Genomic DNA, 25,799 nt, shown 5'->3' on the forward strand with positions numbered 1-25,799 from the left:
CTCATTGGTACGCGAGACGCGACGCGCGTCTCACGGCGTCCGCCACCGTCTCGGGCCCCGCGTGGGGGATGATCGCGGCGATGTGGGCATCCGGCCTGATCAGCCATGCTTCGCCAGGTCCAGCGCCGAGCCTCTCAGCGAGCGTGCCGGTCCCGTCCATCTCCGCGAGCTCGCGTACGGCGAGCGGCGCCAAGGTGACCTTGCCCAAGACCTGGGCAAACAAACCCGAATCGCACATTTCACCCAGGAGTACCAGGAATCCATCGCGGCAGTGCTCGCGCAGGCGTCCCCCGGGCAGCGGCACGTCCGGCACGATCACTCCCGGCGCGGGCTCGCACGGCGATCCCCTGGGTGGCCGGCCCCGGAACGGACGGGTGGGCTCGGGCGTGGTGAGCGGCGAGTCCACGTACCAGAACGGCTCGGCGAACCGGCCGGAGTCGACCTGCTCGGGCCGCCCGCTGGCGAGCGCCGCGCGCCGCCGGGCCCGCTCCTCCTCGGTGCGGGGCGCCAGGAAGCGCATGGTGGCGCCGGTCACCTCCAGGTTCTCCAGCGCCGCCGCGTGCCGCTCGGCATGGTAGCTCTCCAGCAGTTCCTCCGGCGCCCACCCGTGGAGGACGAAGGCCAGCTTCCAGGCCGCGTTCTCGGCGTCGGGCACGCCCGAGTTGAGGCCGCGCGCCCCGAACGGCGCCACCAGGTGCGCGCAGTCGCCCGCGAGCAGCACCCGCCCGGCCCGCATCCGGGAGGCCACCCGCGCGTGGAAGCGGTAGGTCGACTGCCACAGCAGCTCGTAGTCGCGCCCGCCGATCACCTGCCGGATCCGCCTGTCCACCTCCTCCGCGGACGGAACGTGGTCCGGCGGGATCTGCCAGTCGATCCGGTACGACGACCCCGGGCACGGATGGACGAGCACCTGCCGACCCGGGTTCCACTCGGGGTCGAAGTGGAAGCGGCGCTCGTGCTCCCAGCCCGGCAGGTCGGCCCGGATGTCGCAGATGAGGAACTGGTCGTCGAACGTCTCCCCCTCGAACGTGGCGCCGAGCGCCCGCCGCAGCTCCTGCGCCCGCGCCCCCGCGCACACGACCGCGTACGGGGCGCGCAGGACGCGCTCGCCGCACCGCACGGTGACGCCGCCACTGTCCTGCTCGATCCCGGTCACCCGGTGGCCCCAGCGCACCTCGATCAGCGGCTGCGCGGCGATGGCCTCGTCGAGGATCTCCTCTGTGCGGGCCTGGGAGATGTTCACGCACGGCGGCAGCGGGCCCTGGCCGCCGAACGTCCAGGAGAACAGCTCCTCGCCCCGGTAGTAGGTGCGGGCGGTGGTCCACGCCAGTCCCTCCTCGGCGATGCGCCCGGCGCCCGCGGCGGCCCAGATGTCGAGCACGTCACGCTGCTGGCAGATGGACCTCGACCCGGTGGCGTCGCGCCGCTCGCGCTGGTCGAGCACGACCACCGGCACGCCCCAGCGGGCCAGCAGCAGCGCCGCGCTCTGCCCGACCGGGCCCGCGCCGACGACGATGACCTGCGGCTCGGCCAACGAGAGGCTCCCTTCAGGACTGCAACTGGGCCCAGACCTGCCGGTCGCGCTCGGCGGTCCACACGCGCGGGCGCGTCACGCCGTCCAGCTCGTCCCACAGTCGGGAGACGTTGAACGGCAGGCAGTGCTCGAAGATCGGCCAGGAGCCGTAGCGGGGAGCGAGCGCCCGGTGCACGGCCTCGAAGGCGTCCTTGAGCGTGCCGCCGCGCTCGCGGACCCGCCCGGTCTCGGCGAGCATGACGGCCAGGAAGTCGCGGGTCTGCCCGATCGCCGCGTCCACCTCGGCCTTGCCGCGCGCCACCGCTCCCCTGCCGCCGACCAGCGTCGTCGCGCCGAACGAGGCGACCCGGTCCAGCGTCGGCCCGGCCCAGTCGCGGTGGAAGGCGTCGCCGGTGTAGAGGGCGGCCTGCGACTCGACCAGGTCGCCGGCGAACAGCACGCCCTGCCGGGGCAGCCACGCCACCAGGTCACCCTCGGTGTGGCCGCGCCCGCAGTAGTGCAGCTCCACCCGGCCCCGGTCGCCGCCGAGCTCGATCGTCATCCGGTCGCCGAACGTCACCGTGGGCCTGGTCAGGCCGGGGATCGACGCCGGGTCCTTGAACAGCCGGGGCATCCGCCCGTACTCGCTGGCCCAGTCCTGCTCGCCGCGCTCCTCGATCAGCTCGGCGGTCTTCTCGTGGGCCACGATCGCGTCGGCGCCGAACGCCGAGGCGCCCAGCACCCGGACCGCGTGGTAGTGCGACAGGACCAGGTAGCGCACCGGCTTGTCGGTGCGCTCGCGCAGCAGGGCGAGCCATTCGCGGGCCGCCACGGGGGTCGCCATGGCCTCGAAGCAGACCAGGAAGTCCTCGCCCTCGACGGCGCCGACGTTGGGGTCGCCCTCGGCGGTGAGCGCATAGACGCCGCCGCCCAGGTCCTCGAAGCTGCGCTGCTTGTCCTCCAGGTCCGCCGAGGAGGCGAACGGCCTGCTCACCACGTGTAGAACCCCTTCCCGCTCTTGCGCCCGAGCCTGCCCTCGGCGACCATCTCGCGCAGCAGCCGGGGCGGTTCGAAGCGCGGGCCCAGCCGGGCGTGCAGGTAGTCGGCGATGGCCAGCCGCACGTCCAGGCCCACCAGGTCGCCGAGCTTGAGCGGCCCCATCGGGTGGTTGTAGCCGAGCGTCATGGCGGTGTCGATGTCCTCGGCCGAGGCGACGCCCTCCTCGACCATGCGGATGGCCTCCAGGCCGAGCAGCACGCCCAGCCGGCTGGTGGCGAAGCCGGGCGAGTCGTTGACGACGACGCTCGTCTTGCCCAGCCGCTCGGCGCAGGCGCGGGCCAGGTCGAGGGCGGCGGGCTCGGTGGCGGCGGTGACGACGATCTCCACCAGCCGCTGCACCGGCACCGGGTTGAAGAAGTGCAGGCCGAGGAAGCGGCCGGGCCGCTCCAGCCCGGCCGACAGCTCGGTGACCGAGAGCGAGCTGGTGTTGGTGGCCAGCACCGCGCCGGGCCCCAGCCGTGACTCGGCCTCGCCCAGCACTACGGCCTTGAGCGCCGGGTCCTCCGGCACGGCCTCGACGACGAGGTCGGCGTCGGCCGGGACCGGCCCGAAGGCCAGCCGCTCCAGCGCCCGCGCCCGGCTGCCGCCGCCGCGCGACTCGGCCACGCCGAGCCCGTGGACGATCCGCTCGCGGGCGGCGTCGGCCTGCGGCTCCTGCACGGTGACGGTGTCGCCGGCGGCCAGGAACACCTGCGCGATCCCGGCCCCCATGCGGCCGCCGCCGATGACGCCGATCCTCATGAGGCGGGGCGGCGCGACTGGACGACGTGGAAGCGGCCGGCGACGTAGCCGGGGTCGGTGAGCGAGGCGGTGGCGGCCGGGTTGGCGCCGCTGCCGTGGTAGTCGGAGAAGGCGGCCGACTGGTTGACGAACACGCCGCCGGTGAGGTTGCACGACAGGTTGACGCCCGCGTCGAGCGCGGCCCGCTCGGCCTGCTCCAGCACGTCCTCCGAGGTGGAGTAGACCGACGCGGTGAGCGCGCCGCGCTCGGCGATCGTGCGGCGCAGCAGGTCGAGGCTCGCGGCGGTGGAGTCGGTCGGGACGACGAACGAGATCGGCCCGAAGTGCTCGCGCCCGAAGACGTCGGCCCGCTCGGGCCCGACGCGGACGATCGCCGGGGTGCGCACCACCGCGTCGGGGAACGCAGGATGCTTGATCGCCCGCGACGCGAGGACCGGCTCGCCCAGCTCCGGCGCCTGCTCGACCCTGGCCAGCACGTCCGGGTTGACGATCGCGCCGGTCAGCTCGACGGCCTTGGCGTCGTCGCCGAGCAGCCGGTCGACCGCCGCGGCCAGGCCCCGGGCGACCTCGTCGAAGCTCTTGTGCCCCTCGTCGGTGTCGATGCCGCCGGCGGGGACCAGGATGTTCTGCGGCGCGGTGCACATCTGCCCGCTGTAGAGCGACAGCGAGAACGCGAGGTTGGCGAGCATGCCGCGCCAGGAGCCGGTCGAGTCGACGACGACGGTGTTGACCCCGGCCTTCTCCGTGTGGACGAGCGCCTGCCCGGCGTTGCGCTCCAGCCAGTCGCCGAACTCGGTGGAGCCGGTGAAGTCGACCACCCGCACCCGGGGATCGGTGGCCAGCTCGACGGCCAGGCCCCTGCCCTCCTCGACGGCGAGCTGCACCAGGGCCGGGTCGAAGCCCGCCTCGGCCAGCACCTCGCGGGCCACGCCCACGCTGATGGCCAGCGGCAGGATCGCCCGGGGGTGCGGCTTGACGACGACGGGGTTGCCGGTGACCAGCGAGGCGAACAGCCCCGGGTAGGCGTTCCAGGTCGGGAACGTGTTGCAGCCGATGACCAGCGCGACCCCGCGCGGCACCACGGTGAACCGCTTGTCCATCACGACCGGCTCGCCCTTGCCCGGCTTCTCCCAGCGGGCCGTGGCGGCCGACGCCGTCATGGCGGCGTAGCCGTACGCGATCGCCTCCAGCGCGCGGTCCTGCGCGTGCGGGCCGCCCGCCTGGAAGGCCATCACGAACGCCTGCCCGGTCGTGTGCTGCACCGCGTGGGCCAGCTCGAAGCTGCGCTCGTTGATCCGGCGGACGATCTCCACGCAGGCCAGCGCGCGGGCCTCGGGGCCGGCGTCGCGCCAGGCGGGCATGGCCGCCCGCGCGGCGTCGAGCAGTTCGCCGGCGGGCGTGCGCGGGTAGGTGACACCCAGGTCGATCCCGTACGGCGAGCGCTCGGCGCCGATCCGCTCGCCTGGCTGCTCCAGCGGGAACGGCTTGCCGAGCAGGCTGTCGAACGCCTCCTTGCCCCGCTCGGCCGCGCCCTCGCCGTAGACGCGGGGGCTCGGCGACTCGGGGTAGGCGCTCCAGTAGGCGCGCCGGGCGACGGCGGTCAGGGCCTGGTCCAGGGTTTCGCGGTTGCGTTCGAACATCGTTGTTCACCCTCTTGACAGGGAACGACCGGACGGTTGAGTGTTTACCGAACATTCGGTCAGTTGACAAGGAAGACTTGCGTGGAACGCGAACGCAAACGCGGACATGACCCCGAGTCCGTGCTCGCCGTGGCCGTGCGCGTCTTCAACGAGCGCGGCTACGACGGGACCAGCATGGAGGACCTGGCCAGGGCGCTGGGCGTCACCAAGTCCGCCATCTACTACCACGTGCCGGGCAAGGAGCAGCTTCTCGCGCGGGCGCTCGACCGGGCGCTCGACGGGCTTACCGCGCTGGTCGCCGACGAGCGCGCCGCCTCGGGCCCGGCGATCGAGCGGCTGGAGCGGGTGGTGCGGCAGAGCGTGCGCATCCTGGTGGAGCGGCTGCCGTACGTGACGCTGCTGCTGCGGGTGCGCGGCAACAGCGCGACCGAGCAGCGGGCGCTGGAGCGGCGGCGGGAGTTCGACGCGTTCGTGAGCCACCTGGTCAAGGAGGCGGCGGCCGAGGGGAGCATTCGGCCGGACCTCGATCCGGCGCTGGTGACGCGGCTGCTGTTCGGCGCGGTCAACTCGATCACCGAGTGGTACCGGCCGGGGCGCGGCGGCTCGCCAGGCGAGCTGGCCGACGCGCTGGTCGCGATGACGTTCGGCGGGCTACGGGTTTAGCTCGGGACGCTCCCCCGGCGGCAGCGGGCTCTTGATCCGCAGGTCGTTGCGGATGGCCTCGCCGAGCTTCTTGGTGGCCATCCGGTTGAGCGCTCCCCCGGCCACGGCGCCGGTCAGGAACGGGCCCAGCGTGGTCAGGTGGCGGCCCAGCGTGCGCATCAGCCGGTTGCGCAGCGCGGTCTTGGTCGCCGCGCCGAGCGCGAGCGTCACCGAGGCGGGCGCCAGCGGGTCGACGCCGCGCTGCTTGGCCCAGGCGGCGGTGAACGCCACCGCGCGCTGGGCGCCGGTGCCCTGCACGCGCACGCCGTAGACCTCGTGCAGCTCGGCCAGGAGCTTGACCTCGATGGCGGCCACGACGATGGTCTCGGCGACGAGCTGGGCGGGAGCGGAGAGGAGGAGGGGTGGGGCGGCGAACTCCGCCGCGGCGAGCGCCCCGCCGATGGCCCCGACGGTCATCGTGGCCTTCTGCGCGGTGCGGACGAGGTCGTCGGCGAGCTCCTCGCCGGTCAGCCCCTGGTGGTGCTCGGACAGCGTGTGCAGGTCCCTGATGGGGATGCGGGGGGCGATGTTGAGGAAGACGTCGGCCAGCCAGCGACCGCGGCCCGCGCCGCTCTTCCTGGCCTTGCTCGCGCCCGTGGACAGGGCACGGGCTAGTCGGCCGAGCAGCCTGCGCCGCTCGGCCGGCTCGAGCTCACCGGGTGCGGTGAGCCTGCCCACGAGCTCGCCGACCTCCGACTCGGAGGCGGCGACCTCGTCGCCTGGTTGTTGATCCTTTTCAGGTGCGGCCACGCGGTTGCCTCCTTATCAGGCGGCGCACTCCCGGCAGACCTGCTGACCGTTCTTCTCGGAGGCCAGCTGGCTGCGGTGGTGCACGAGGAAGCAGCGCGCGCAGGTGAACTCGTCGGCCTGGCGCGGGATCACGCGCAGGCTGAGCTCCTCGTTCGACAGGTCGGCGCCGGGCAGTTCGAGCGACTCGGCCAGATCGGTCTCGTCGATGTCGATGCTGCCGGACGACTTGTCGGTGCGCCGCGCCTGAAGCTCCTGGAGACTGTCCTCCCCAAGATCGTCGTCTGTCTTGCGCGGGCTGTCGTAGTCGGTAGCCATGATTACTCCATCCCCCTCATCAAATATGTCGTCGCGCTCGTCGCGCGTCTTCTAACGTCCGGGAGGCCCGTCTTGTGCCCGTTCCGCCGGGGAGATTTCCCATCGGTACCCCGCGGGAACGGACGGCGAACCTCCCAACACGCCAGGGCGTGACGCGTCCGGCAATGGTTAGCCAAATATGGCCGAACCCACAGCCTTGGCGTCATGCCCCACCGTGTTCGACGGCACATCCAACCACATGTGCGACGCGAACGAGACGCCCCGTGCAGGGCAACACGCCGATCAACGTCTTGGAAGCCTCATGGTGACCACAAGACCTCCGCCCTCCCGTGGGACGGCGTTGACGTTGCCGCCGTGCGCCTGCACCACGGCGCGGACGATGGACAGCCCAAGGCCCGCTCCCTTGGCCGAATCCACCCGATCGGCATTGAGCCTCCTGAACGGTTCGAACAGGCTGTTCACCTCGTACGCCGGGACGTGCTGCCCAGTGTTGGCCACCTGAACAACCAAGGCACCGTCCACCATTCCCGTCCGGATCCAGACTTTTCCGTTTTCGGGAATGTTGTACTTGACCGCGTTCTCAAGGAGGTTGCTGATCGAGCGTTCCAGCAGAACCGGGTCGCCCACGGTAGGCGCGCTGACCAGTTCGGTGGTGAATGTCACCCCGTGCTGCTCGGCGAACGGCAGCACCTGGTCGACCGCCGTCTGGGCGACCTCCCGGACGTCCAGGGGCTTGCGCACCGCCAGCTCGCGCTCGCTCCTGGCCAGCAGCAGCAGGCCCTCGATCAGCTTCTCGTTGCGGGCGTTGACCTCCAGGAGGGTACGGCCCAGCGCCTTGAGGTCCTCCGACGCCTCGGGGTCCGACAGGGCGATCTCCAGGACCGTCCGGTTGATGGTCAGCGGCGTGCGCAGCTCGTGGGAGGCGTTGGCGACGAACCGGCGCTGGGCGTCGAAGGCGACGTTGAGCCGGGTGAGCATGTCGTCGAAGGTGTCGGCCAGCTCCTTGAGCTCGTCGTCCGGCCCCTTGAGGTCGATGCGCTGGTGGGCCAGCGTGCTCTCCGACAGCTTGCGCGCCGAGGCGGTCATCTGCGCCACGGGCCGCATCGCCCGGTCGGCGACGAAGTAGCCGATGATGAGCGCCAGGATGCCGACTCCGGCCAGCGCCATGAACGAGCTCTGCACCAGCGCGTCCCGCGCCCTGGCCACCGCGTCAAGCCTCGCCGCGTCCCAGATCGCCTGCGTCTGCTGCTCCTGGGCCTGGCTCAGCCAGCCGCCGGTGTCGAGGGTCGGCCAGGCGTCGTCTATCGCGTTGCCCACGATGGCGTACACCGAGAACAGCAGCACGGCGGCGGCGGCGAAGACGAGCGCGCTGTAGGTGATCGTCAGTCGCCAGCGGATGCTGACCCTGCCGGGAAGCTCCTTCACACGCTCCATGGTGGAGCGCGAGGACGGCGGCGACGACGGCGGGGGCGGACCGTCCCAGGCGGGCGGCCCCTGAGGAGGCGGCGCCTGCGGGCGCACCCCCTTCCGCTCCGAGTGCGGGCTGATCATCGGATGCGTCGGCGCCGACGCACGGTCCGGCCGTTCCGTCACAACTTGTACCCAACTCCAGGCACAGTCTCGATCACCTGAGGCTCGCCCAGCTTCTTGCGCAACGTCATCATGGTCACCCGCACCACGTTGGTGAACGGGTCGATGTTCTCGTCCCAGGCCTTGTCGAGCAGGTCCTCCTGGCTGACCACGGCGCCCTCGGCGCGCATGAGCTCCTCCAGGACGGCGAACTCCTTCTTGGTGAGCACGATCTCCTTGCCCTCGCGCTCCACCAGCCGCTTGCCCGGGTCGAGCCGGATCCCGGCGCGCTCCAGCACCGGCGGCAGCGCCGGGGCCGAGCGGCGGCCCAGGGCACGTACCCGGGCGACCAGCTCGATGAACACGAACGGCTTGGCCAGGTAGTCGTCGGCGCCCAGGCCGAGGCCCTCGACCTTGTCGTCCACGTCGCCCGAGGCGGTCAGCATGAGGATGCGCGAGGCGGTGCGCTGCTCGACCAGGCGGCGGCACACCTCGTCCCCGTGCACGACCGGCAGGTCACGGTCCAGGACGATCACGTCGTAGTCGATGTAGGAGGTGCGCTCCAGCGCGCCGCCGCCGTCGTAGGCGACGTCGACGGCCATGGCCTCGCGTCGCAGCCCTGTCGCGATCGCGTCGGCGAGCACCCGCTCGTCCTCGACCACCAGCACTCGCACCCTGGTACACCTCTTCCCGATCGTGGTGCCTCATTCTGCCCACAGCCTCGATAAGCGCACGGTAAGGCATGTGCGGGCCCGCCAGGACAGCGGTGACACAAGCGACAGTCAATTTCATGTTTCGGGACCGCGGATGCCTGGGTACACCAGCCAAACACCTTTCGCCCCCACGAGAACGGACCCCGAGAGAGCAGGTGAGATGGGCGAGTTCACGACCACGATCGAAAGCCGCCTGAACCAGGCTTACCAGGGCCTGCGCGAAGCCAGGAGCTCCGGCGACGACTACCTCGCCGACACGCTCACCGCCGAGATCGAAGACCTGCGCCGCCTGGCCGACGATCACGGCGTCCCGCTGCCCCGCTGAACCACCGACGGCCGGAGCCCCGGGCAAGGGGCTCCGGCCGTCGCATGCTCGGCACCGGTCGGTCGCGGGTCAGCCGCAGGGTCAGTCGCGCTCGGGGTGCAGCGGCGCGAGCAGGTCGTGCAGCTCCTCGAAGAGCCCCGGTGCGGCGCTGAGCGTGAGGTCGATGTTGGCCGGCCGGCCGCGCAGCCCGCCGACCCTGGCCCCGGCCTCGGCCGCCACCAGGCCCGCCGCGGCGTGGTCCCAGTAGTTGACGCCGCGCTCGAAGTAGGCGTCCACCCGGCCGCTCGCGACCGAGCAGAGGTCGACCGCGCACGAGCCGCCGCGCCGGATGTCGCGCACCTGGGGCAGCACGGCCGTCAGCGCCGCGGCCTGCTCCGCCCGGCGCGCCGCGTCGTAGCCGAACCCGGTGGCCACCAGGGCCTGCCCGAGCGGCGCCGCCGGGTTGACGCGCAGCCGCTCGCCGCCCAGCCACGCGCCCTCGCCGAGCGCCGCGGTGAACACCTCGCCGCGCGGCGCGACGTTCACCACGCCCGCGACGATCCGGCCGCCGGCCTCGACCGCGATGGACACGGCCCAGTCCGGCAGGCCGTACAGGAAGTTGACGGTGCCGTCGATGGGGTCGACGACCCAGCGCACGCCGGAGCCGTCGCCGCCCTCCTCGCCGCCCTCCTCCCCCAGGACGCGGTCGTCCGGCCGGGCGGCCCGGATGCGCTCGCGGATGAGCTCCTCCGAGGCCCGGTCGAGCGCGGTGACCACGTCGGTGGGGCTGGACTTGGTCTGGACCGCGCCCGGCTCGACGGACATCGTGGGCCGTTTGGCCAGCAGCATGTCGCCGGCCTCGCGGGCGATGTCCTCGGCCAGGCGCAGGAAGTCCGTCATCACGCCACCGAGTCCGGGCGCTTCCACTCCTGGCCGAGCACGTGCTGGGCGAGGAAGGCCAGGACCGTCTCGTACCAGGCGACGGCGTTGCCGGGCTTGAGGATCCAGTGGTTCTCGTCGGGGAAGTAGAGGAACTTCGACTCGACCTCCGAGCGGCGCAGGTCCCACCACAGGCGCAGCGCCTCGCCGATCGGCACCCGGTAGTCCTTGTCGCCGTGGATGACGAGCATCGGGGTGCTGATCTTGTCGAGCGCGCGGTGCGGGGAGAGCCGGGCGTAGCGGTCGGAGCCGGGCGCGCCGAACTCGCGCTGCCAGTAGGCGGAGGCGTCGGTGGTGCCGGCGAACTGGTCGAGGTTCCACAGGGAGGCGTGCGTGACGATGGCGCGGTAGCGGTCGCTGTGGCCGGCGATCCAGTTGGCCATGTAGCCGCCGAACGAGCCGCCCATCGCGCCGATGCGCTCGGCGTCGATGTCGTCCCTGGCCAGGGCCACGTCCACGATCGCGTCGAGGTCGGCCTGGGTGCGCGGGCCCCAGTCGCCCCAGCCTCGGTCGATCATGTCCTGACCGTATCCGGTGGACAGGCACGGGTCCGGCATCAACACGGCGTATCCGTGCTCGGCCATGATCCACGACTGCCAGCGCCACTGCCAGTCGTTCCAGGAGGCGACGGGGCCGCCGTGGATCCACAGCAGGAACGGCGCGGGCGACTCGGCCGAGGCGCCTTCCGGCAGGACGAGCCAGCCGCGGATCTCGGCACCGTCGTCGGCGGTGGCGGTGATCTCGGTGAGCGTGCCGCGTACCTCCGGGCGCGGGACGGGCGAGAGCAGGTCGGTGACCTCGCCGGTGCCGGCGTCGACGCGGGCCGGGGCGGGCGCGAGGGCGATGCCGCTGCGCAGCGCGTACACGGTCCCGCCGTCGGGCGAGACGTTGAGCCCGAGGTAGGAGGCGTCGTCCTGGGTGACGCGGACGGCCTCGCCGCCGCCGGGGGTGACGCGGAAGACCGGGCGGCGGCCGCGGAAGTCGGCGACCAGGTAGACGGCCGAGGAGTCGGGCGCCCAGGCCACGTCCATCGGGAACAGGTCGCCGGCGTGCGGGCCGCCCTCGCCGGTGGCCACGTCGGCGATCCACAGCTCGACCCGGGCCGAGACGTCCAGGTCGGTGTGGCGCTCGCGCGAGCACGCCAGCCTGGTCCCGTCGGGCGAGACGGCCAGCGGGCCGCCGAAGTCGTGACCCTCCTCGCTGAGGAGCGTGCGCCGCTCGCCGGTGGCCACGTCGACGGCCACCAGGTCGATCCGGCTCTGCCCGGCCGACAGCGGGACGCGCCAGGTGGTGATCACCGTGCGGCCGTCGGGGGTGAGCTCGAAGGCGGCGTCGCGCAGCGCCTCGCCGGGCTCGGGGGTCAGCTCGCGCACGTCCTCCAGGCGGTCGGCGCCGAGCCTGCCGGTGAACAGCCGGGTGCGGCCGGGGCCGAGGTCGTGGTCCCAGTAGCGCACCGGGTAGCCCTCGTGCAGGATGGCGCTGATCCCGGCGTCCTTGCGCGCCTTGCGCCGCTCCTCCTCGTCCGCCTCGTCGCCGTCGAGCACGTCGGAGGCGAACACCACCACGTCGCCGGCGGTGCGGACGGCGCCGATGCCGCCGGGGCGGCTCGCCACCTGGCGGGCCTCGCCGCCCTGGCGCGGCAGCAGCCACAGGGCGGGCGTCTCGTCCCCGTCGTCCTTGGCGGTGGGGTCGGGGCGGGCCGAGGTGAACAGGAGGTCCCCGGAGGCGGTGAAGACCGCCTGGGTCTCGCCCTTGGCCGACCTGGTCAGCCGGTACGGCTCGCTGCCGGGCCCACTGTCGGGCTCGCCGTCCGGCGTGACGGCCCACAGGGCGGTCCCGTACGACTTGCCGTCGGGGTTGAGCGACTGCACGGCCGACACGAGACGGGAGCCGTCGGGTGAGAGCTTCAGGGAGAGAACTCGGGGGATCGCGACATAATCGCGAATGTCGTGAAATGCGGTCACCCATCCGAACCTACCTCGTGAGAGGACCACGGGCACGCGCGCATAAGGTTGCTCACGTGGGAGATTACGACGCGCTGCTGGTGCTGTCGTTCGGCGGTCCCGAGGGCCCCGACGACGTGCTGCCCTTCCTGGAGAACGTGGTGCGGGGCCGCGGGGTGCCCCGGGAGCGGCTGATGGAGGTCGCCGAGCACTACCAGAGCTTCGGCGGCGTCAGCCCGATCAATCAGCAGTGCCGCGACCTGGTCGAGGCCCTGCGCCCGATCGCCGGCGTGCCGGTTTACTGGGGCAACCGCAACTGGCACCCGTTCGGCGAGGAGACCGTCAAGCGGATGGCCGGCGACGGGGTGCGCAGGGCGGCGGTCTTCGCCACCTCCGCCTACGCCGGCTATTCGAGCTGCCGCCAGTACTACGAGGACATCGCCCGCATCTCCTTCGAGGGCGGCCCCGAGCTGGTCAAGATGCGCCACTTCGGCGACCATCCGTCGTTCGTCGAGGCGATGGCCGACCACACCCGGCAGGCGCTGGAGCGGCTGGGCCGCGACGACGCCCGGCTGGTGTTCACCGCCCACAGCATCCCGGTCACGATGGCCGAGACCGCGGGCCCGGCGGGCGGCCTGTACGAGACGCAGCTGCGCCGCACGGCCCGGCTCGTCAGCGAGGCGCTCGGCCGCGACGAGCCCTGGGACCTGGTGTGGCAGTCGCGCAGCGGCCCGCCGCAGGTGCCGTGGCTGGAGCCGGACGTCTGCGACCACCTGCGTCAGGTCGACGCGGGCTCGGTGGTGCTGGTGCCGATCGGGTTCGTCTCCGACCACATGGAGGTCGTCTACGACCTCGACACCGAGGCCCGTCAGGTGGCCGCCGAGATCGGGCTGCCGATGGAGCGTGCGGCGACCGCGGGCACCCATCCGGCGTTCGTGCGGATGGTGCGCGAGCTGATGGACGAGCCCGAGCCGGTCGCCTGCGCGCTGACCTGCTGCCCGGCCCCGCGCCGCCGTCAGGCGTAGGCGCGGGCGTAGGCCTCGGCGATGCTCAGGACCTTGTTCACGTAGTCCCACGAGTGGTTGTAGTGCCACACGGCCTTGCGCAGCTTCTCGCCGCCCTGGCCGGCGCCCGTCTTGCACAGGTAGTTGGCCGCGCCCGGCACCGCGTCGTACGGGCTCCAGATGTCGCGCTCGCCGTCCCCGTCGCCGTCGACCCCGTACGCCTTCCAGGTGGCGGGCATGAACTGCATCGGCCCGAGCGCGCCCGCGCTGGACGGGCCGTTGTTGCGCCCGTGCCCGCTCTCCACCTGCCCGATCGCGGCCAGCACGGTCCACGACAGGCCGGGGCAGCGGGTCGCCGACTGCTTGTACAGCTCCAGGTAGCTGCCGGGCCGGGCGGCCGTGGCCGTGGCGGGCTGCTCGCGCTTGGCCTCGGTACGCCGCGCGGTGCCCAGCATGACGACCTGGCTGCCCTTGCCGAGCACCTTGCGCACGCCCTTCTCGCTGATGCCGCCCTCCTTGCCGTGCAGCAGCACCGCCACGCCCTGCGCCATGCCGAGGGTGCGGCCCAGGTCGGCGCCGACCAGGCCGTCGACGCCGGTCAGCCCGAGCGGGGCCGACGCGCCCACGCGCAGCCTCGGCCCGCCGTCCACCTGGTAGTACGCGCCCAGCGTCAGGCCGTACTTGCGCATGGCCGCCGAGTCGGCGACGACCTCGCCCCGGGCCAGCGCGCTCCACACGCCGGGCTGGTCGGCGACGACCTTGGGGGTCCAGGAGCGGAAGTCGGCGGGGTCGACCGCGAGCAGGTTCAGCCCGGTGCCCGACACCTTGACCGAGCCGGCGTCGACCACGAGGGCCTTCTGCACGTGCTTGAGGGCGGCGAGCCGGTGGCGGGCCTGCTGGGGCACGGTGCCGGGGGCGATGGCGAGCACCCGGGGCGGGGTGGGCGTGACACCGGCGCCGCCCTGGCCGAAGTCCTTGACAGGGGCCGTCGTGGGAACGAGCTTGTCGAGCGCGGGGGTCTCCCGCCGCACGGTCCGGGGCGGCGGCGCCGTCGTCGTCTCGAACGGGTCCTCGCCCAGGAGCAGCACGACGCCCGCGGCCGCGAGCGTGACGGTGAGCACGGCGGCGACCATGAGCAGTGCGCCGCGCAAAGAGGGAAGACCGGACACGCGGCACACGTTAACCCACGTGCCGGAAACAGGTTGCGATCCGGACAGATGATGCGCGAGGGTGTGTCGGCACAGTAAGGAGAAACGCGGATGGTCGGGCCTTACCGGGGGTTGTTCAAAGGGCCCGGCGTCAAGGGTTTCGTCCTGGCCGGCTTCGTCGGCCGGATGCCGATGTCCATGCTCGGCATCGGGATCGTGCTGCTCATCGAGGGCGTCACGGACTCCTTCGCGGTCGCCGGCGCGGTGGCCGGGGCCTGCAACGTCGCCTTCGCCGTGGCCGCCCCCATGTCGGCGCGGCTGACGGACCGGTTCGGCCAGAGCCGGGTGATCGTCCCCTTCGCCACCCTGAACGCGCTCGCGCTCGCCGCCCTCATGCTCAGCGCCGGGCTCGGCCTGCCCGACTGGACGCTGTACGTGTCGGCGCTGCTGGTCGGGGCCACGTCGCTGTCGCTCGGCTCGATGGTGCGGGCCCGCTGGTCCCACGCGCACAGCGGGTCGGCCAAGCTGCACACGGCCTTCGCGTTCGAGTCGGTCATCGACGAGGTGATCTTCGTCACCGGTCCGGCCCTGGTCACCGTGCTGGCCACGGCCGTCAACCCGTTCGCCGGGCTGGTCGTGGCGCTGGTGTGCATGTTCACCGGGTCGCTCGCGCTCGCGCTCCAGCGGCGCACCCAGCCGCCGATCCAGCCGGTCAGGACCGGCGGGGGCGGCAGCCCGATCCTCATTCCCGGCATCGCCCTGCTGTCGTGCGTCTACCTGGGGCTCGGCGCGGTCTTCGGGTCGGTGGACCTCATCACGGTGGCCTTCGCCACCGAGCACGGCGCGAAGGGCATGTCGGGGTTCCTGCTGGCCGCCTTCGCGGGCGGCTCGATGGTGTCGGGCCTGTGGTTCGGCTCGCGGCACTGGCAGATCTCGCTGCGCGGCCGGTTCGTCCGCTCGCTGGGCGTGTTCGTCGTCGGGCTGCTGCCGATCATGTTCATCGGGAGCGTGCCGGTCATGGCGGCCGGGCTGTTCCTGGCCGGGCTGGCCATCTCGCCGACGCTCATCACCGGCTTCTCGCTCACCGAGCGCCTGGTGCCGTCGTCGCTGCTCACCGAGGGCATGGCGTGGATCTCGACGGCGATCGGGCTCGGCGTCGCGCTGGGCGCCTGGGCCGGCGGTCAGCTCACCGAGCTGTACGGGCCGTCCGACGCCTACGCCTTCTCCCTGGGGGCCGCGGTCTTCGCCGTCGTCGTCGGGCTCGCAGGTTCGGGTTTCCTGAGACTTCCCGAAGCGCCTTCACCGGCCAAGAGCTGATCCGCTACGGTCGAGACATCCCTCGCAACATCCATCACATTGGAAACATTGCTTATGTCCCGACATCTCAGTTCACTCTTGGCCATCGCGGCTGTCACGGTCGCCCTCGCTCCCGCCCCCGCGCTCGCGGCCCCCGCCGAGGAGGAGGTCGACTGCACGAAGGTCAAGTGCGTGGCGCTGACCTTCGACGACGGCCCCGGCAAGTACGCGGGCACGCTGCTCGACACGTTGAAGAAGTACGACGCCAAGGCGACGTTCTTCCTCGAAGGCCAGTACGTGAAGAGCCGCCCCTCCTACGTCAAGCGGATGGTCGCGGAGGGGCACGAGCTGGGCAACCACAGCTACAAGCACCCCGACTTCACCAAGCTGACCGCGCCCGCGATCCGCTCGGAGATCCAGCGGACCAACGACGAGATCAAGAAGGCGGCGGGCGTCGAGCCCAAGCTGCTGCGTCCGCCGTACGGCATGTCGGACCTGACGACGTCGGAGGTCGCCGCCGAGTTCGGCATGCCGATCATCCTGTGGACCGGCGGCTCGGCCGACTGGAGCTCCAAGAACGAGGAGGCGATCAAGAAGCAGACGCTCAAGGTCGCCAAGCAGAACAGCATCGTCCTCATGCACGACTGGGTGAAGCAGACCGTCGACGCGATGCCGTCGATCATCCGGACGCTGCAGAAGAACGGCTACCACCTCGTCAAGGTGAGCGACATCGTCAAGCACGAGAATCTGAAAGCCGGTGACACGTTCCCCCTCCCCGAGGGCTGGGATAAGTGAGTATCGTTCGCGTTTAGTCGGACGACAGGGGTGTGCGCGTGGCCTTCATCAACTGGGCGGGGAACCAGGCCATCGAACCCGCCGAGGTACGCGTCCCCACCTCCACCGGCGACGTCGTCCGGGCCGTGCGTGACGCGGCGGCGAGCGGGCGGCGGCTGCGCATGGTGGGAACGGGCCACTCCTTCACCGGAGTGGCCCTCACCGACGGACTCATGCTCCGCCCCGACGGGCTGACCGGCGTCGTCTCCTGGCACGGCGACAGCGTCACCGTCCTGGCAGGCACCCCGCTCCGCACGCTCAACGAGCTGCTCGGCGAGCGCGGCCTGGCCCTGGCCAACATGGGCGACATCACCGAGCAGACCGTCGCGGGCGCCATCCAGACCGGCACCCACGGCACCGGCCGCGACACCGGCGGCCTGGCCGACCAGGTCACCGCCCTGGAGCTGGTGCTCGCCGACGGCACCGTGACCACCGCCGGGCCCGGCGAGGACCTGTTCGACGCCGCCCGGGTCGGCCTGGGCGCGCTCGGCGTGCTCACCTCCGTCACCTTCCGCGTCGAGCCCGCGTTCCTGCTGCGCAACGAGCGCCGGCGGATGCCGCTGACCCGCATCCTCGACTCGCTCGACGAGCTCACCTCGGGCAACGAGCACCTGGACTTCTTCTGGCTGCCGCACACCGACGCGTGCCTGGTCAAGACCAACAACCGCCACCCCGGACCGGCCAGCCCGCCCGGCGCGTTCCGGCACTGGCTCGACGCCGTCTTCCTGGAGAACACGCTGTTCGGCGCCGCGTGCGCCGCCGGCGCCCGCGTCCCGGCGCTGATCCCGCGCATCAACGCCGTCAGCGCCGCCGCCCTCGGCGACTCCGCCTCCGTCGACACCTCGTACAAGATCTTCACCGCCCGGCGGGACGTGCGCTTCCTGGAGATGGAGTACGCGATCCCACGCGAACGGCTCGGCCAGGCGCTGCGCGAGACCCGCGACCTGATCGAGCGGACGGACTGGAAGATCACCTTCCCCGTCGAGGTCCGCGTCACGCCGCCGAGCGACGCGTGGCTGTCCACCGCGTACGGGCGGCCGACTGCCTACCTCGCCTGCCACGTCTACCGGCCCACGCCCAACCCCGCCTACTTCGCCGGCGTCGAAGAGATCATGACCCGGCTCGGCGGACGGCCCCACTGGGGCAAGCTGCACACCCGCGACGCCGCCTACCTGGCCACCGTCTACCCGCGCTTCGCCGACTTCACCGCGCTGCGCGACCGGCTCGACCCCGGGCGCCTGTTCGCCAACGCCTACCTGGACACCGTCCTCGGCTAAGCCTTTGGTAAAGAACCGGCTGGCGAATCGACGGGATCGCGTGTCCCGTACCCCGTGAGCCGCCCGCGGGCGGCACCCTCTTCGCTCGTGCCCCGACGATTCGGCCTGCCCTCCCTGTACCTCGCGGCGGCCGTGGTCACCGCCGCCGCGACGGCCGTCACCACCGCTGTCCCCCTCATGACGCCCGCCTCCGGCCTGGCCGCCCGGCCCCGCCACGCCGAGCCCGCGCACCCGTACATCGTCACCGCGCGCGACCGGGCGGCCGCCCGCGACCTCGTCGGCGAGGTGCGCTGGCGGGTGCGCCGCTACTACACCGCCGCCCTGCCCGGCTTCGCCACCGTGCTCAACGCCGCCGAGGAGGCCGAGCTGCGCGCCGACCCGCGCGTGCTCGCCCTCGAACCCGACCGCGCCATCCGCCCCGCCCCCGGGCGCGCGGCCGCCCCCGCCCGCACCCCCGGCGGGCGCGGCGTCACCGTGTACGTGGTCGGCAGCGGCATGGACGTGGACCGGTTCGGCGACCGCGCCTGGCGGGCCTTCGACGCCACGGGCGGCACCGGCCACGACTGCACCGGGCACGGCACCCGAGCCGCCCGCGCCGTCGCCGCCGCCGCGCCCCAGGCCAGGATCGCCTCCGTGCGGACGCTCGGCTGCCACGGCGCCGGCAGGCTCTCGGACGTGCTCGCCGGGCTCGACTGGGTGCGCCGGCACGCGCGCGGCCCCGCCGTCACCAGCGTCCCGCTCGACACCGCCGGCTCCCCCGCCCTCACCACCGCCCTGCGCGCCCTCGTCAGATCCGGCGTCTTCGTCACCGCCACCGGCCCCGGCGCCTGCCGGACCGCGCCCGGCGAACCCGCCTACACCGCCGCCGCACCCCATCTCGCCGGCGCCGCAGCCGGATACCTGGAGTCCCATCCGGGCGTAAATCCGGCGGATCTGGCGACTTGGCTCAAGTGCCCGGCGGTGCGCGGCGCGATTCGCCAGAATCCGTCGAGGAGCTCTAACCTCCTCCTGCGCACCGGTGGGCTCTGAAGGGGATGGATTCGTCAAATGTGACCGGCGTCACATCGCCTCCGGGCTATCCCAGGAAGGCGATGTTCGGACATGCCGGGTACGGTGCTGGCAGGCAACCGGCACACGCGAGAGACTCAAGGGTCCGGGGGAAGAATGGCGACGCTGACGAAGGGACTCGCATGCAGGAGCTCCGACTCGTCGCGGTGAGTGAGGACGGCACCTACCTCGTGCTGGCGACTGCCGGACGGGGTACACGCTTCACGCTCCCCGTGGACGACCGGCTCCGTGCTGCCGTCCGCGGCAACTTCTCCCGTCTCGGCCAGTACGAGATCGAAGTGGAGAGCCCGTTGCGTCCCAAGGAGATCCAGGCCCGCATCCGAGCAGGTGAGACCGCGGAAGAGATCGCCGCGACCGCCGGCATCCCGGTCGAGCGCGTCCGCTGGTTCGAGGGCCCGGTCCTCCAGGAGCGCGAGTACGTCGCCCAGCAGGCCCAGCGCGTCACCGTCCGCATGCCCGGCGAGTCCTCGCCCGGCCCCACCCTCGGCGAGCTCGTCGCCGAGCGCCTCAACCGCCGCGGCGTGCCCACCGACGAGATCGACTGGGACTCCGCCAAGCGCGACGACGGCCTGTGGCGGGTCAAGCTCGGCTACGTGTGGAACGGTCACACGAGACACGCCGAATGGCTCTTCGACCCGCGCCGCCGCCACGTCACCCCGCACGACGACGAGGCGCTGCGCCTGTCGTCCGCCGACTTCGACCCCGACCCCGTGACCGAGGACACCACGGTCACGCCCTTCACACCCCGCGTCGCCAAGCTCCAGCCGGTGCCGCCGCTGGCCTCCGACCCGCTGCCGTTCCCCTCGGTCATCCGCAACGAGCCCGATCCGGAGCCCGCCCTGGAGGCGCCGTTCGACCGGCAGCCGCCGCGCGACCCCGCCCGGGAGACCGGCCAGACCCGCCCCGCCGACCCGCACCGCCGGGCCGGCTCCTCACCCTGGCTGCCCGACTTCGGCCAGTCACGGGCGACGGACTCCGAGTCCTTCTACGCCCCCCGCCCCACCCGCGACCCCGACCCCCAGCCTTCCTTCACCCCGCCACCGGCCCCGCCGTCGCCTGCCGCGCCGTCGCCTGCCGCGCCGTCGCCTGCCGCGTCCTCGCCCTCGGCCGAGCCGTACGCGCCCGCCGAGTCGCGGCCGCCCGCCGAAACCCGGCCGCCTGCCGAGACGCCGTCGCCCTACAGGTCGTCGGCGCCCTCCTTCCTGCCGCCATCGGCCTCACCGTCCTCCGCGCAGCCCGAGGACACTCCCGTCCCGTCCCTGCCCGCCGCCGCCGCTGCGGCTCCCCCGGCCTCCGACATCCCAGCCCCGGACACCGAGGCTCCCGCGCAGGCGCAGCCCGCGACGGCACCGGCCGCCCACCAGGAGCCGGCCCCGGCCCCGCTGGCTGCCACGCCCACCGAGCCCGCCACCCCGGAGCCTTCACCGGCGACCGGCGACACCACCGCGCCTCAGGCAACCACTTCCGAGCCTGCCGCAACGCCGTCCCAGCCCACGCCCACGCCGGCCGCCGAGGCAGCCGCTCCCGCCACCCCGGACACCGCACCGGCAACACCGGATGCCGCCCCGGCAACGCCGGATGTCGCTCCGGCAACGCCCGCCGCTGCCTCGGCCCCCGTCGAGGCGGCCACCGCCTCCCCGGAGGCATCGGCCCCCGCTGCCCCGGCTCTCCCCGTACAGGAAGAGAGCGCCCGCGCCGACGCGACCCCGCCCACCACAGCGGACCAGCCGAAGCCCCCTGCCCAGGAGGCCCCGGCCCCGTCCGCCACCCCGGCCGAGGCAACCCAGGACGAGGCCCCCACGGCCGCCGCCACCCCGGAACCCGCAGCGCCCGAGGCCGCCGCCACCCCGGAACCAGCGCCGGAGGCCGCCGGGAAGCCGGCCACCCAGCTCCCGGAGCCCGCCACCGCGCAGCCCACCGCGCCCGCGAAGACCGAGGACTACCCGGAGCCCACCCAGCCCGAGGCCGCACAGGCCACCGAGCCGGACAAGCCCGCCCAGCCGGTCACCACCACAGCCGACGACCCCGCACAGTCCGAGGCGGCCAAGGCCGAGGAGCCCGTCGCCAAGGCCGACGCGCCCACCGAGGCCGAAAAGCCCACGCAGCCCGACGCCGCCAAGGCGGAGGAGCCCGCGAAGGCCGAAGAGCCCGTCGTCACCAAGACCGACGAGCCCACGCAGCCCGACCCCACCAAGACCGAGGAGCCTGCGGAGCCAGCCGCCGCCAAGACAGAAGAGCCCGTCGTCACCGAGACCGACGAGCCCGCACAGGCCGAGGAACCCGCCCAGCCGGTCGCGGCCAAGACCGACGACCCCGCACAGGCCGACACCGCCAAGGCGGAGGAGCCCGCGGAGGAGGCCGCGGAGGCGGTCGCCGCCAAGGCAGAAGAGCCCGCCGAGCCCGAGGTCCAGAGCGAGCCCGAGGAGGCCGCCGCCTCCACCACGCCCGCCGAGCCTGACGTACAGGCTGAGGCCGACGCCAAGGGGGCGGCGCCCAAGCCGGGGCCGAAGCCCGGGCCCAAGCCGGTGCCCGCGGCACGGCCGAGCGAGGAGGACGCGAAGGACAAGCCGGCGGCCAAGGAGGAGCCGCCGGTGCCGGTCCCGTCTCCCCCGCCCGCCCCGGCTGCCCGGCAGGCCCGCAAGGGTTCGCGGGGCCGTCGCGCCTCGGTGCCGACGTGGGACGAGATCATGTTCGGCGCCCGCCGCCAGGACTGACCCGCCACATCCGCGCAGAACGACGACCGGGTGGAGCTGGACGACAGCCCCACCCGGTCGCAGACCCGCCGTAAGCGACCTCCATCGCCCCCGGATCCCCCAAGAACGGGCGCGGTCAGGACGGTTGCAGCTCGTCGAAGAAGGCGAGCGCGTCGGCGGGGTCCGGGCTCACGAGGCGTTCCAGGCCGGCGGCCGTCATCGCCGCGCATCGACCGGCCCGTTCCCACATCCGTTCCTCGAAGGCGCGTACGGCGTCGTCCAGTTCGCCGGGGCCGGGGGCGGCGGCGACGGATTCGGCGAGTTCGGCGCCTTCCAGCATCGCGAGGTTCGCGCCCACGCCCAGGGGCGGCATGAGGTGGGCGGCGTCGCCGAGGAGCGTCACACCGGGGACGTGCGTCCAGGTGTGGGGCACGGGCAGGACGTGGAGGGGGCGGTGGGCGAAGGCGGCGCCGCGCCTGAGGAGGTCGAGGACGGGAGCGGCCCAGCCGTCGAACAGCGCCAGCATGCTCGATCGCACGGCTTCCGCGTCGGCCAGGTCCAGCCCGGCGTGCCAGTCCAGCGGGGCGCGGAACTGGGCGTACACCTTGACGTGGCCGCCGCTGTTGCGCTGAGCGACGAGGGAGCGGTTGACGCCGTACACGGCCACGGCCCCGTCGCCGATCAGCCGGGCGAGGTCGGGGTGGCGGGTGTCGACGTCGTCCAGCGCGGTCTCGACCAGTGTGACGCCGGTGTAGTGCGGGGTCGCGGGCGAGAGCGCCGCGCGGACGCGGGACCAGGCGCCGTCGGCGCCGACGACGAGGTCGTACGTCTCCTGCCGCCCGTCCGCGAAACGGACCCGCACGCCGTCCGGGGCGCCCGGCGCCACCTCGGTCACGGCCCGCCCCCACCGCACGTCGAGGGGGCCGAGCAGCAGGTCGCGGAGTTGCCCGCGGTCGATCTCGGGGTTGGCCCGGTCGTCCGGGCGGGGCCGCCAGTCGCGCAGCACGGTCCCGTCCGGGTCCAGGATGCGCATCGCCTGCCCCTCGGGCCGGGACAGCGCCCGGAACTCCGCCAGCAGCCCCGCCTTGTCGAGCGCGACCTGGCCCAGCGTGTCGTGCAGGTCCAGCGTGCCACCAGGGGGACGGGCATCGGGGGCTGGATCGCGTTCGAGGACCGTGACGGAGTGACCGTGCCGGTGCAGGACGCGGGCGAAGGTGAGGCCGGCGGGGCCGCTTCCCACGACGGCGATACGATGTCTCATGTCGATACACTGTATTTCTGCGATACGGCGTATCGCAACAGTACGATGCATCCATGACCGTGTGGGACCGGCCTGAGCCGCCGACTCGCCCCGCCCCGCTCGACCGGGAGCGCATCGTCGCCGCCGCCGTCGCCCTGGCCGACGAGGGCGGACTGGACGCGGTGTCGTTGCGCAAGGTCGCCGCCCGGCTGGATGTCGGACCGATGCGGCTGTACGGGTACATCTCCACCAAGGAGGAGCTGTTCGACCTCATGGTGGACGAGGTCCAGGCCGAGATCCTCCCGGACGAGCCGCCCGGCGACTGGCGCGAGGCGCTACGGGCGCACGCCCACCGCACCAGGCAGGCCGCTCTCCGTCACGAATGGCTGGCCGACCTGCTGGGCGGCCGTCCGGCCCTGGGCCCGAACGCCCTCGCCGTGGCCGAGTCCACGCTGGCCGCCCTCGACGGCCTCGCCGATCTCGACACCGCCATGCGCGCCGTGGAGACCGTCAGCGCGTACATCACCGGCGCGGTCAGGCGCGAGGTCGCGGACCTGCGGGCCGAGCGCGCCACGGGCCTGTCCAAGCGTGACTGGCAGCGCGCCCACGGCCCGCACGTGAGCAGGATGCTCGCCACGGGCCGCTTCCCGGCGCTGGCCAGGGCCGTGCACGACGGCGCGGAGGTGGACGCGGAGGAGTCGTTCGGGACGGGGCTGGAGTGGGTCCTCGACGCCGTGGCCGCCAGGCTGGCCACCCGCTCCGCTTGACCGGCTCTCAGGACCCTGCCGGGCCGTCAGAGCTCTCGCCGCCCTGCTCGGGGCCGTCCCCGTGCCGCTCGGGGAGGTCCCCCTGCCGCTCAGAGAGCTCCCCGTGCCGCTCGGGGACGTGCCCGCCCCTTTCGGATACGGGTGCCAGGAAGGGGGCCAGCCAGTCGGGCGTCACCTCGGCCGGGAAGTCCCTGGCCTGGGCCTCGGAGACGTCGACGGCCGAGTAGCCGCCCCGGCCCGCGCCCACGCCTGCCGTCAGCGTCACGACGCCGGCGCGCCGTTGGAACCAGGTCTGCCGCAGCCGCCACCCCACGACGGCGCGCCGCTCCACCACGGCCTGCGTACGCCGCAACGACCCGCCGCGGACGGTCACCCGCTCGCCGTCGTAGCCGTGGCCGAGCGAGCGGTAGCGGTCGAGCCCGAGCGGCACCCCGACGGCGGCCAGCAGGAGGGCCAGCACCAGGACGATCCACCAGATCAGCGAGGCGGTCAGCACGGCGGCCGCGGTGGCGAGCGCGGCGACGGCCAGCCACGGGAAGACGGCGCGGAACAGCCGCCGGTTGCGCGCCACCGGCGGATGGGGGCGCAGCTCCGCCCGGTAGGGGCCGACGGCGTCGCTGGTGACCTGGCGGGCGACGGCCCGGGGCACCACCGGCAGGAGCTGGCCGCGCGTCTCGGAGTCGCCCAGGCCGGTCACGATGGCCCACGCCCTGGCGACGCCGGCCCAGCGTTCGGCGAGGCCCTCGGCGATCTCGTAGCCGCGTACGCGCCGCGATTCGAGCGACACGCTGCGCCGGTTGACGAGCCCGCGTTCGGCGACCAGGTAGCCGTCGCGCCGTTTGAGCTTGAAGTCCCAGTTGAACACCGCGTACATCACGCCGCCCACGAACGGCATGGCCACCACGAGCAGCACCGCGATCGCCACGAGCAGCCACGGGTGCTCCCAGAGCCAGGTGCCGGCCGTCCAGGCGGCGTCCCTGCCGAACCCGAGCTCGTCCCCCCACTGGAACGCCAGCCCCACCGCGCCGCCCGCCAGCGCGAACGGGGTGAGCAGGTAGGCCCCCGACAGCGGCCCGTACAGCAGCCACCGGCGCGGCACGGCGGTGATGACGCGCTCCTCCGGCTCGTGCGGCCGCTCCGGCACGGCGCCCGGCCCGGCGGGGTCGAGGGCGCCCTCGGGCACAGCGGTAGCCGTCCCGGAACCGGCGGCGTCCGGGCCGGGGTGCGCGTGGCGGGCGGCGGCGGCGCGGCGCAGGAGGACGGGCTTGAGGCGTTCGGCCTCGTGGCGGGTGACGCCGTCGAGCGTGGCCTCGCCGTCGCCGCCGCTCGCCCCCGTGTCGATCTTCAGCACGGACAGACCGAGGAGCCGGTGCATGGGCGGGGTGGACACGTCGACGCCGCGCACCCGTTCGAGCGGGATCGTCCGCACCGACCGGCTGATCAGCGAGCGCTTGATCTCCAGCCGGTCGCCGATGATCTCGTACGTGAACGTGGCCCAGCGGACGACCGCGAACACCACGGTGCCGACCAGGCCCAGCGCAGCCCACAGGTAGGACCGGCCGGAGAAGCCGCCCACGACGAGCACGCCGACGAGCGGCACGAGCAGCGACGGCAGCATCCGGACCGGGTCGATGAGCAGCACCTTGGGGCTCAGCCTGAGCGGCACCCGGGGCGGCGGGAACGTACCGGGCCCCTCCGGCGGCGGGCCCGCGGGACCCTCCGGAAGGGACGGCGGCGGAGGGGGCGGAGGCGGGGCGCCGGTCACGTGGCGTCGTCCCTGAGCTGCTCGGCGCGGCGGGCGAGCTCTTCGGCGAGCCCGGCCGCCACCTGGTAGTCGAGCCCCTTGATCGTGGAGGACCCGGCGTGCGAGGCGGTGCGGATCTCCAGGGTCGCCAGCCCGAGCATCCGTTCCATCCACCCCTGTCCCTTGTCGACCGTCTGGATGCGGCTGACCGGCACGAACACCCACTCCCGGGTCAGGAACCCCTGCCGGGCGTAGACGACATCTCCCGACAACTCCCACCGGTGCACCGCGTAGCGTACGAACGGCTCCGCCACCAGGAACGGCGTCGTCAGCACGCCCACGACGACCGGCAGCAGCCACGGCGCGCTGGCGAACCAGCCGGGCACCCACGACCAGCCGCTGCCGCCCACCCAGCCGCCCACGAGGATGGACCCGCCCACGAGCAGCACGAACCCGATCAGCGCCTCCAGCAGCCAGAGCCCGCGGGCTCTGGGCGAGACGCGGTTCGCCGGGTCGCGGAGCGGGCCAGTTGAGTTCACG

At 73.2% G+C, this 25,799-nt stretch carries 23 protein-coding genes; 9 read left to right on the forward strand and 14 right to left on the reverse strand.

Features of this window, described 5'->3' with window-relative positions; genetic code table 11:
- Position 1 precedes the first annotated feature (1 nt).
- Genes AB0G11_RS38470 through paaN form a run of 4 tightly spaced genes read right to left on the reverse strand, consistent with a single transcriptional unit; the run spans position 2 to position 4,953 of the window.
- Entirely contained in the window at positions 2–1,534 is a 1,533-nt protein-coding gene (locus AB0G11_RS38470; protein WP_357591566.1) for an FAD-dependent monooxygenase, read from the reverse strand.
- A gap of 13 nt (positions 1,535–1,547) precedes the next feature.
- Positions 1,548–2,507 carry an MBL fold metallo-hydrolase gene (locus AB0G11_RS38475; RefSeq protein ID WP_357591612.1) on the reverse strand — a complete coding sequence of 320 codons (960 nt, stop codon included), beginning with the start codon at positions 2,505–2,507 and terminating at the stop codon, positions 1,548–1,550.
- Positions 2,504–3,313, reverse strand: a complete 810-nt coding sequence (locus AB0G11_RS38480; RefSeq protein WP_219507744.1) for a 3-hydroxyacyl-CoA dehydrogenase family protein — start codon at positions 3,311–3,313, stop codon at positions 2,504–2,506. Before AB0G11_RS38480 ends, AB0G11_RS38475 begins: the two co-directional genes overlap by 4 nt.
- Positions 3,310–4,953: a phenylacetic acid degradation protein PaaN gene (gene paaN, locus AB0G11_RS38485; RefSeq protein ID WP_219507743.1), complete on the reverse strand. Its 1,644-nt coding sequence runs from the start codon at positions 4,951–4,953 to the stop codon at positions 3,310–3,312. The genes AB0G11_RS38480 and paaN overlap by 4 nt, the downstream gene beginning before the upstream one ends.
- A gap of 81 nt (positions 4,954–5,034) precedes the next feature.
- Here paaN and AB0G11_RS38490 point away from each other — a divergent pair, with 81 nt between their 5' ends.
- Positions 5,035–5,616, forward strand: a complete 582-nt coding sequence (locus AB0G11_RS38490; RefSeq protein ID WP_357591568.1) for a TetR/AcrR family transcriptional regulator — start codon at positions 5,035–5,037, stop codon at positions 5,614–5,616.
- Here the strand turns inward: AB0G11_RS38490 and AB0G11_RS38495 are convergent.
- The 4 genes from AB0G11_RS38495 to AB0G11_RS38510 all read right to left on the reverse strand — a co-directional run bounded on the left by AB0G11_RS38495 (position 5,605) and on the right by AB0G11_RS38510 (position 8,963).
- Positions 5,605–6,405 carry a hypothetical protein gene (locus tag AB0G11_RS38495; RefSeq protein WP_308125866.1) on the reverse strand — a complete coding sequence of 267 codons (801 nt, stop codon included), beginning with the start codon at positions 6,403–6,405 and terminating at the stop codon, positions 5,605–5,607. The genes AB0G11_RS38490 and AB0G11_RS38495 overlap by 12 nt on opposite strands.
- A gap of 15 nt (positions 6,406–6,420) precedes the next feature.
- Positions 6,421–6,720 carry a DUF4193 domain-containing protein gene (locus AB0G11_RS38500; RefSeq protein WP_049570503.1) on the reverse strand — a complete coding sequence of 100 codons (300 nt, stop codon included), beginning with the start codon at positions 6,718–6,720 and terminating at the stop codon, positions 6,421–6,423.
- Between the two features lie 282 nt (positions 6,721–7,002).
- Complete coding sequence (locus AB0G11_RS38505; protein WP_246645344.1) at positions 7,003–8,154, reverse strand: HAMP domain-containing sensor histidine kinase; 1,152 nt, start codon at positions 8,152–8,154, stop codon at positions 7,003–7,005.
- Between the two features lie 155 nt (positions 8,155–8,309).
- Complete coding sequence (locus AB0G11_RS38510; RefSeq protein ID WP_219507742.1) at positions 8,310–8,963, reverse strand: response regulator transcription factor; 654 nt, start codon at positions 8,961–8,963, stop codon at positions 8,310–8,312.
- A 199-nt stretch (positions 8,964–9,162) separates the two neighbouring features.
- Between AB0G11_RS38510 and AB0G11_RS38515 the strand changes: the two genes are divergently transcribed.
- A complete protein-coding gene (locus AB0G11_RS38515) occupies positions 9,163–9,327 on the forward strand; it encodes a hypothetical protein (RefSeq protein WP_219507740.1) in 165 nt (54 codons plus the stop codon).
- 81 nt (positions 9,328–9,408) lie between these two features.
- Here the strand turns inward: AB0G11_RS38515 and AB0G11_RS38520 are convergent, their stop codons facing one another.
- Positions 9,409–10,206 (reverse strand): inositol monophosphatase family protein, encoded by a 798-nt coding sequence (locus tag AB0G11_RS38520; protein ID WP_219507739.1) that lies wholly within the window; start codon positions 10,204–10,206, stop codon positions 9,409–9,411.
- Positions 10,206–12,209: a prolyl oligopeptidase family serine peptidase gene (locus AB0G11_RS38525; RefSeq protein WP_357591570.1), complete on the reverse strand. Its 2,004-nt coding sequence runs from the start codon at positions 12,207–12,209 to the stop codon at positions 10,206–10,208. Before AB0G11_RS38525 ends, AB0G11_RS38520 begins: the two co-directional genes overlap by 1 nt.
- A 56-nt stretch (positions 12,210–12,265) precedes the next feature.
- Between AB0G11_RS38525 and AB0G11_RS38530 the strand changes: the two genes are divergently transcribed.
- Positions 12,266–13,213: a ferrochelatase gene (locus AB0G11_RS38530; RefSeq protein ID WP_219507737.1), complete on the forward strand. Its 948-nt coding sequence runs from the start codon at positions 12,266–12,268 to the stop codon at positions 13,211–13,213.
- Here AB0G11_RS38530 and AB0G11_RS38535 read toward each other — a convergent pair.
- Positions 13,204–14,361: a lytic transglycosylase domain-containing protein gene (locus AB0G11_RS38535; RefSeq protein WP_357591572.1), complete on the reverse strand. Its 1,158-nt coding sequence runs from the start codon at positions 14,359–14,361 to the stop codon at positions 13,204–13,206. The two genes, AB0G11_RS38530 and AB0G11_RS38535, sit on opposite strands and share 10 nt — an antisense overlap.
- A gap of 90 nt (positions 14,362–14,451) precedes the next feature.
- On the opposite strand from AB0G11_RS38535, the gene AB0G11_RS38540 reads away from it, so the two are divergent.
- From AB0G11_RS38540 to sepH, 5 genes are all read left to right on the forward strand, one after another.
- Complete coding sequence (locus tag AB0G11_RS38540) at positions 14,452–15,657, forward strand: MFS transporter (RefSeq protein WP_357591574.1); 1,206 nt, start codon at positions 14,452–14,454, stop codon at positions 15,655–15,657.
- 78 nt (positions 15,658–15,735) lie between these two features.
- Positions 15,736–16,431, forward strand: coding sequence for a polysaccharide deacetylase family protein (locus AB0G11_RS38545; protein ID WP_246645342.1), 696 nt, complete (start codon positions 15,736–15,738; stop codon positions 16,429–16,431).
- A gap of 38 nt (positions 16,432–16,469) precedes the next feature.
- Positions 16,470–17,747 carry a D-arabinono-1,4-lactone oxidase gene (locus tag AB0G11_RS38550; RefSeq protein WP_357591576.1) on the forward strand — a complete coding sequence of 426 codons (1,278 nt, stop codon included), beginning with the start codon at positions 16,470–16,472 and terminating at the stop codon, positions 17,745–17,747.
- Positions 17,748–17,834: 87 nt separating this feature from the next.
- Positions 17,835–18,776, forward strand: coding sequence for a protease inhibitor I9 family protein (locus tag AB0G11_RS38555; RefSeq protein WP_357591578.1), 942 nt, complete (start codon positions 17,835–17,837; stop codon positions 18,774–18,776).
- Positions 18,777–18,937: 161 nt separating this feature from the next.
- Positions 18,938–21,529, forward strand: a complete 2,592-nt coding sequence (gene sepH, locus AB0G11_RS38560; RefSeq protein WP_357591580.1) for a septation protein SepH — start codon at positions 18,938–18,940, stop codon at positions 21,527–21,529.
- Positions 21,530–21,644: 115 nt separating this feature from the next.
- Here sepH and AB0G11_RS38565 read toward each other — a convergent pair whose 3' ends face one another.
- Positions 21,645–22,769: an NAD(P)/FAD-dependent oxidoreductase gene (locus tag AB0G11_RS38565; protein WP_357591582.1), complete on the reverse strand. Its 1,125-nt coding sequence runs from the start codon at positions 22,767–22,769 to the stop codon at positions 21,645–21,647.
- Between the two features lie 53 nt (positions 22,770–22,822).
- Here AB0G11_RS38565 and AB0G11_RS38570 point away from each other — a divergent pair, with 53 nt between their 5' ends.
- On the forward strand, positions 22,823–23,515 hold the full coding sequence (locus AB0G11_RS38570) for a TetR/AcrR family transcriptional regulator (protein WP_357591584.1): 693 nt from the start codon (positions 22,823–22,825) through the stop codon (positions 23,513–23,515).
- Positions 23,516–23,522: 7 nt separating this feature from the next.
- On the opposite strand, the gene AB0G11_RS38575 is transcribed toward AB0G11_RS38570, so the two are convergent.
- Positions 23,523–25,181, reverse strand: coding sequence for a PH domain-containing protein (locus tag AB0G11_RS38575; protein ID WP_357591586.1), 1,659 nt, complete (start codon positions 25,179–25,181; stop codon positions 23,523–23,525).
- 95 nt (positions 25,182–25,276) lie between these two features.
- Positions 25,277–25,798: a PH domain-containing protein gene (locus tag AB0G11_RS38580; RefSeq protein ID WP_357591588.1), complete on the reverse strand. Its 522-nt coding sequence runs from the start codon at positions 25,796–25,798 to the stop codon at positions 25,277–25,279.
- Position 25,799: the final 1 nt, after the last annotated feature.

It is taken from the genome of Nonomuraea sp. NPDC023979 (genome assembly GCF_040639085.1).
Lineage (GTDB): Bacteria > Actinomycetota > Actinomycetes > Streptosporangiales > Streptosporangiaceae > Nonomuraea > Nonomuraea ceibae.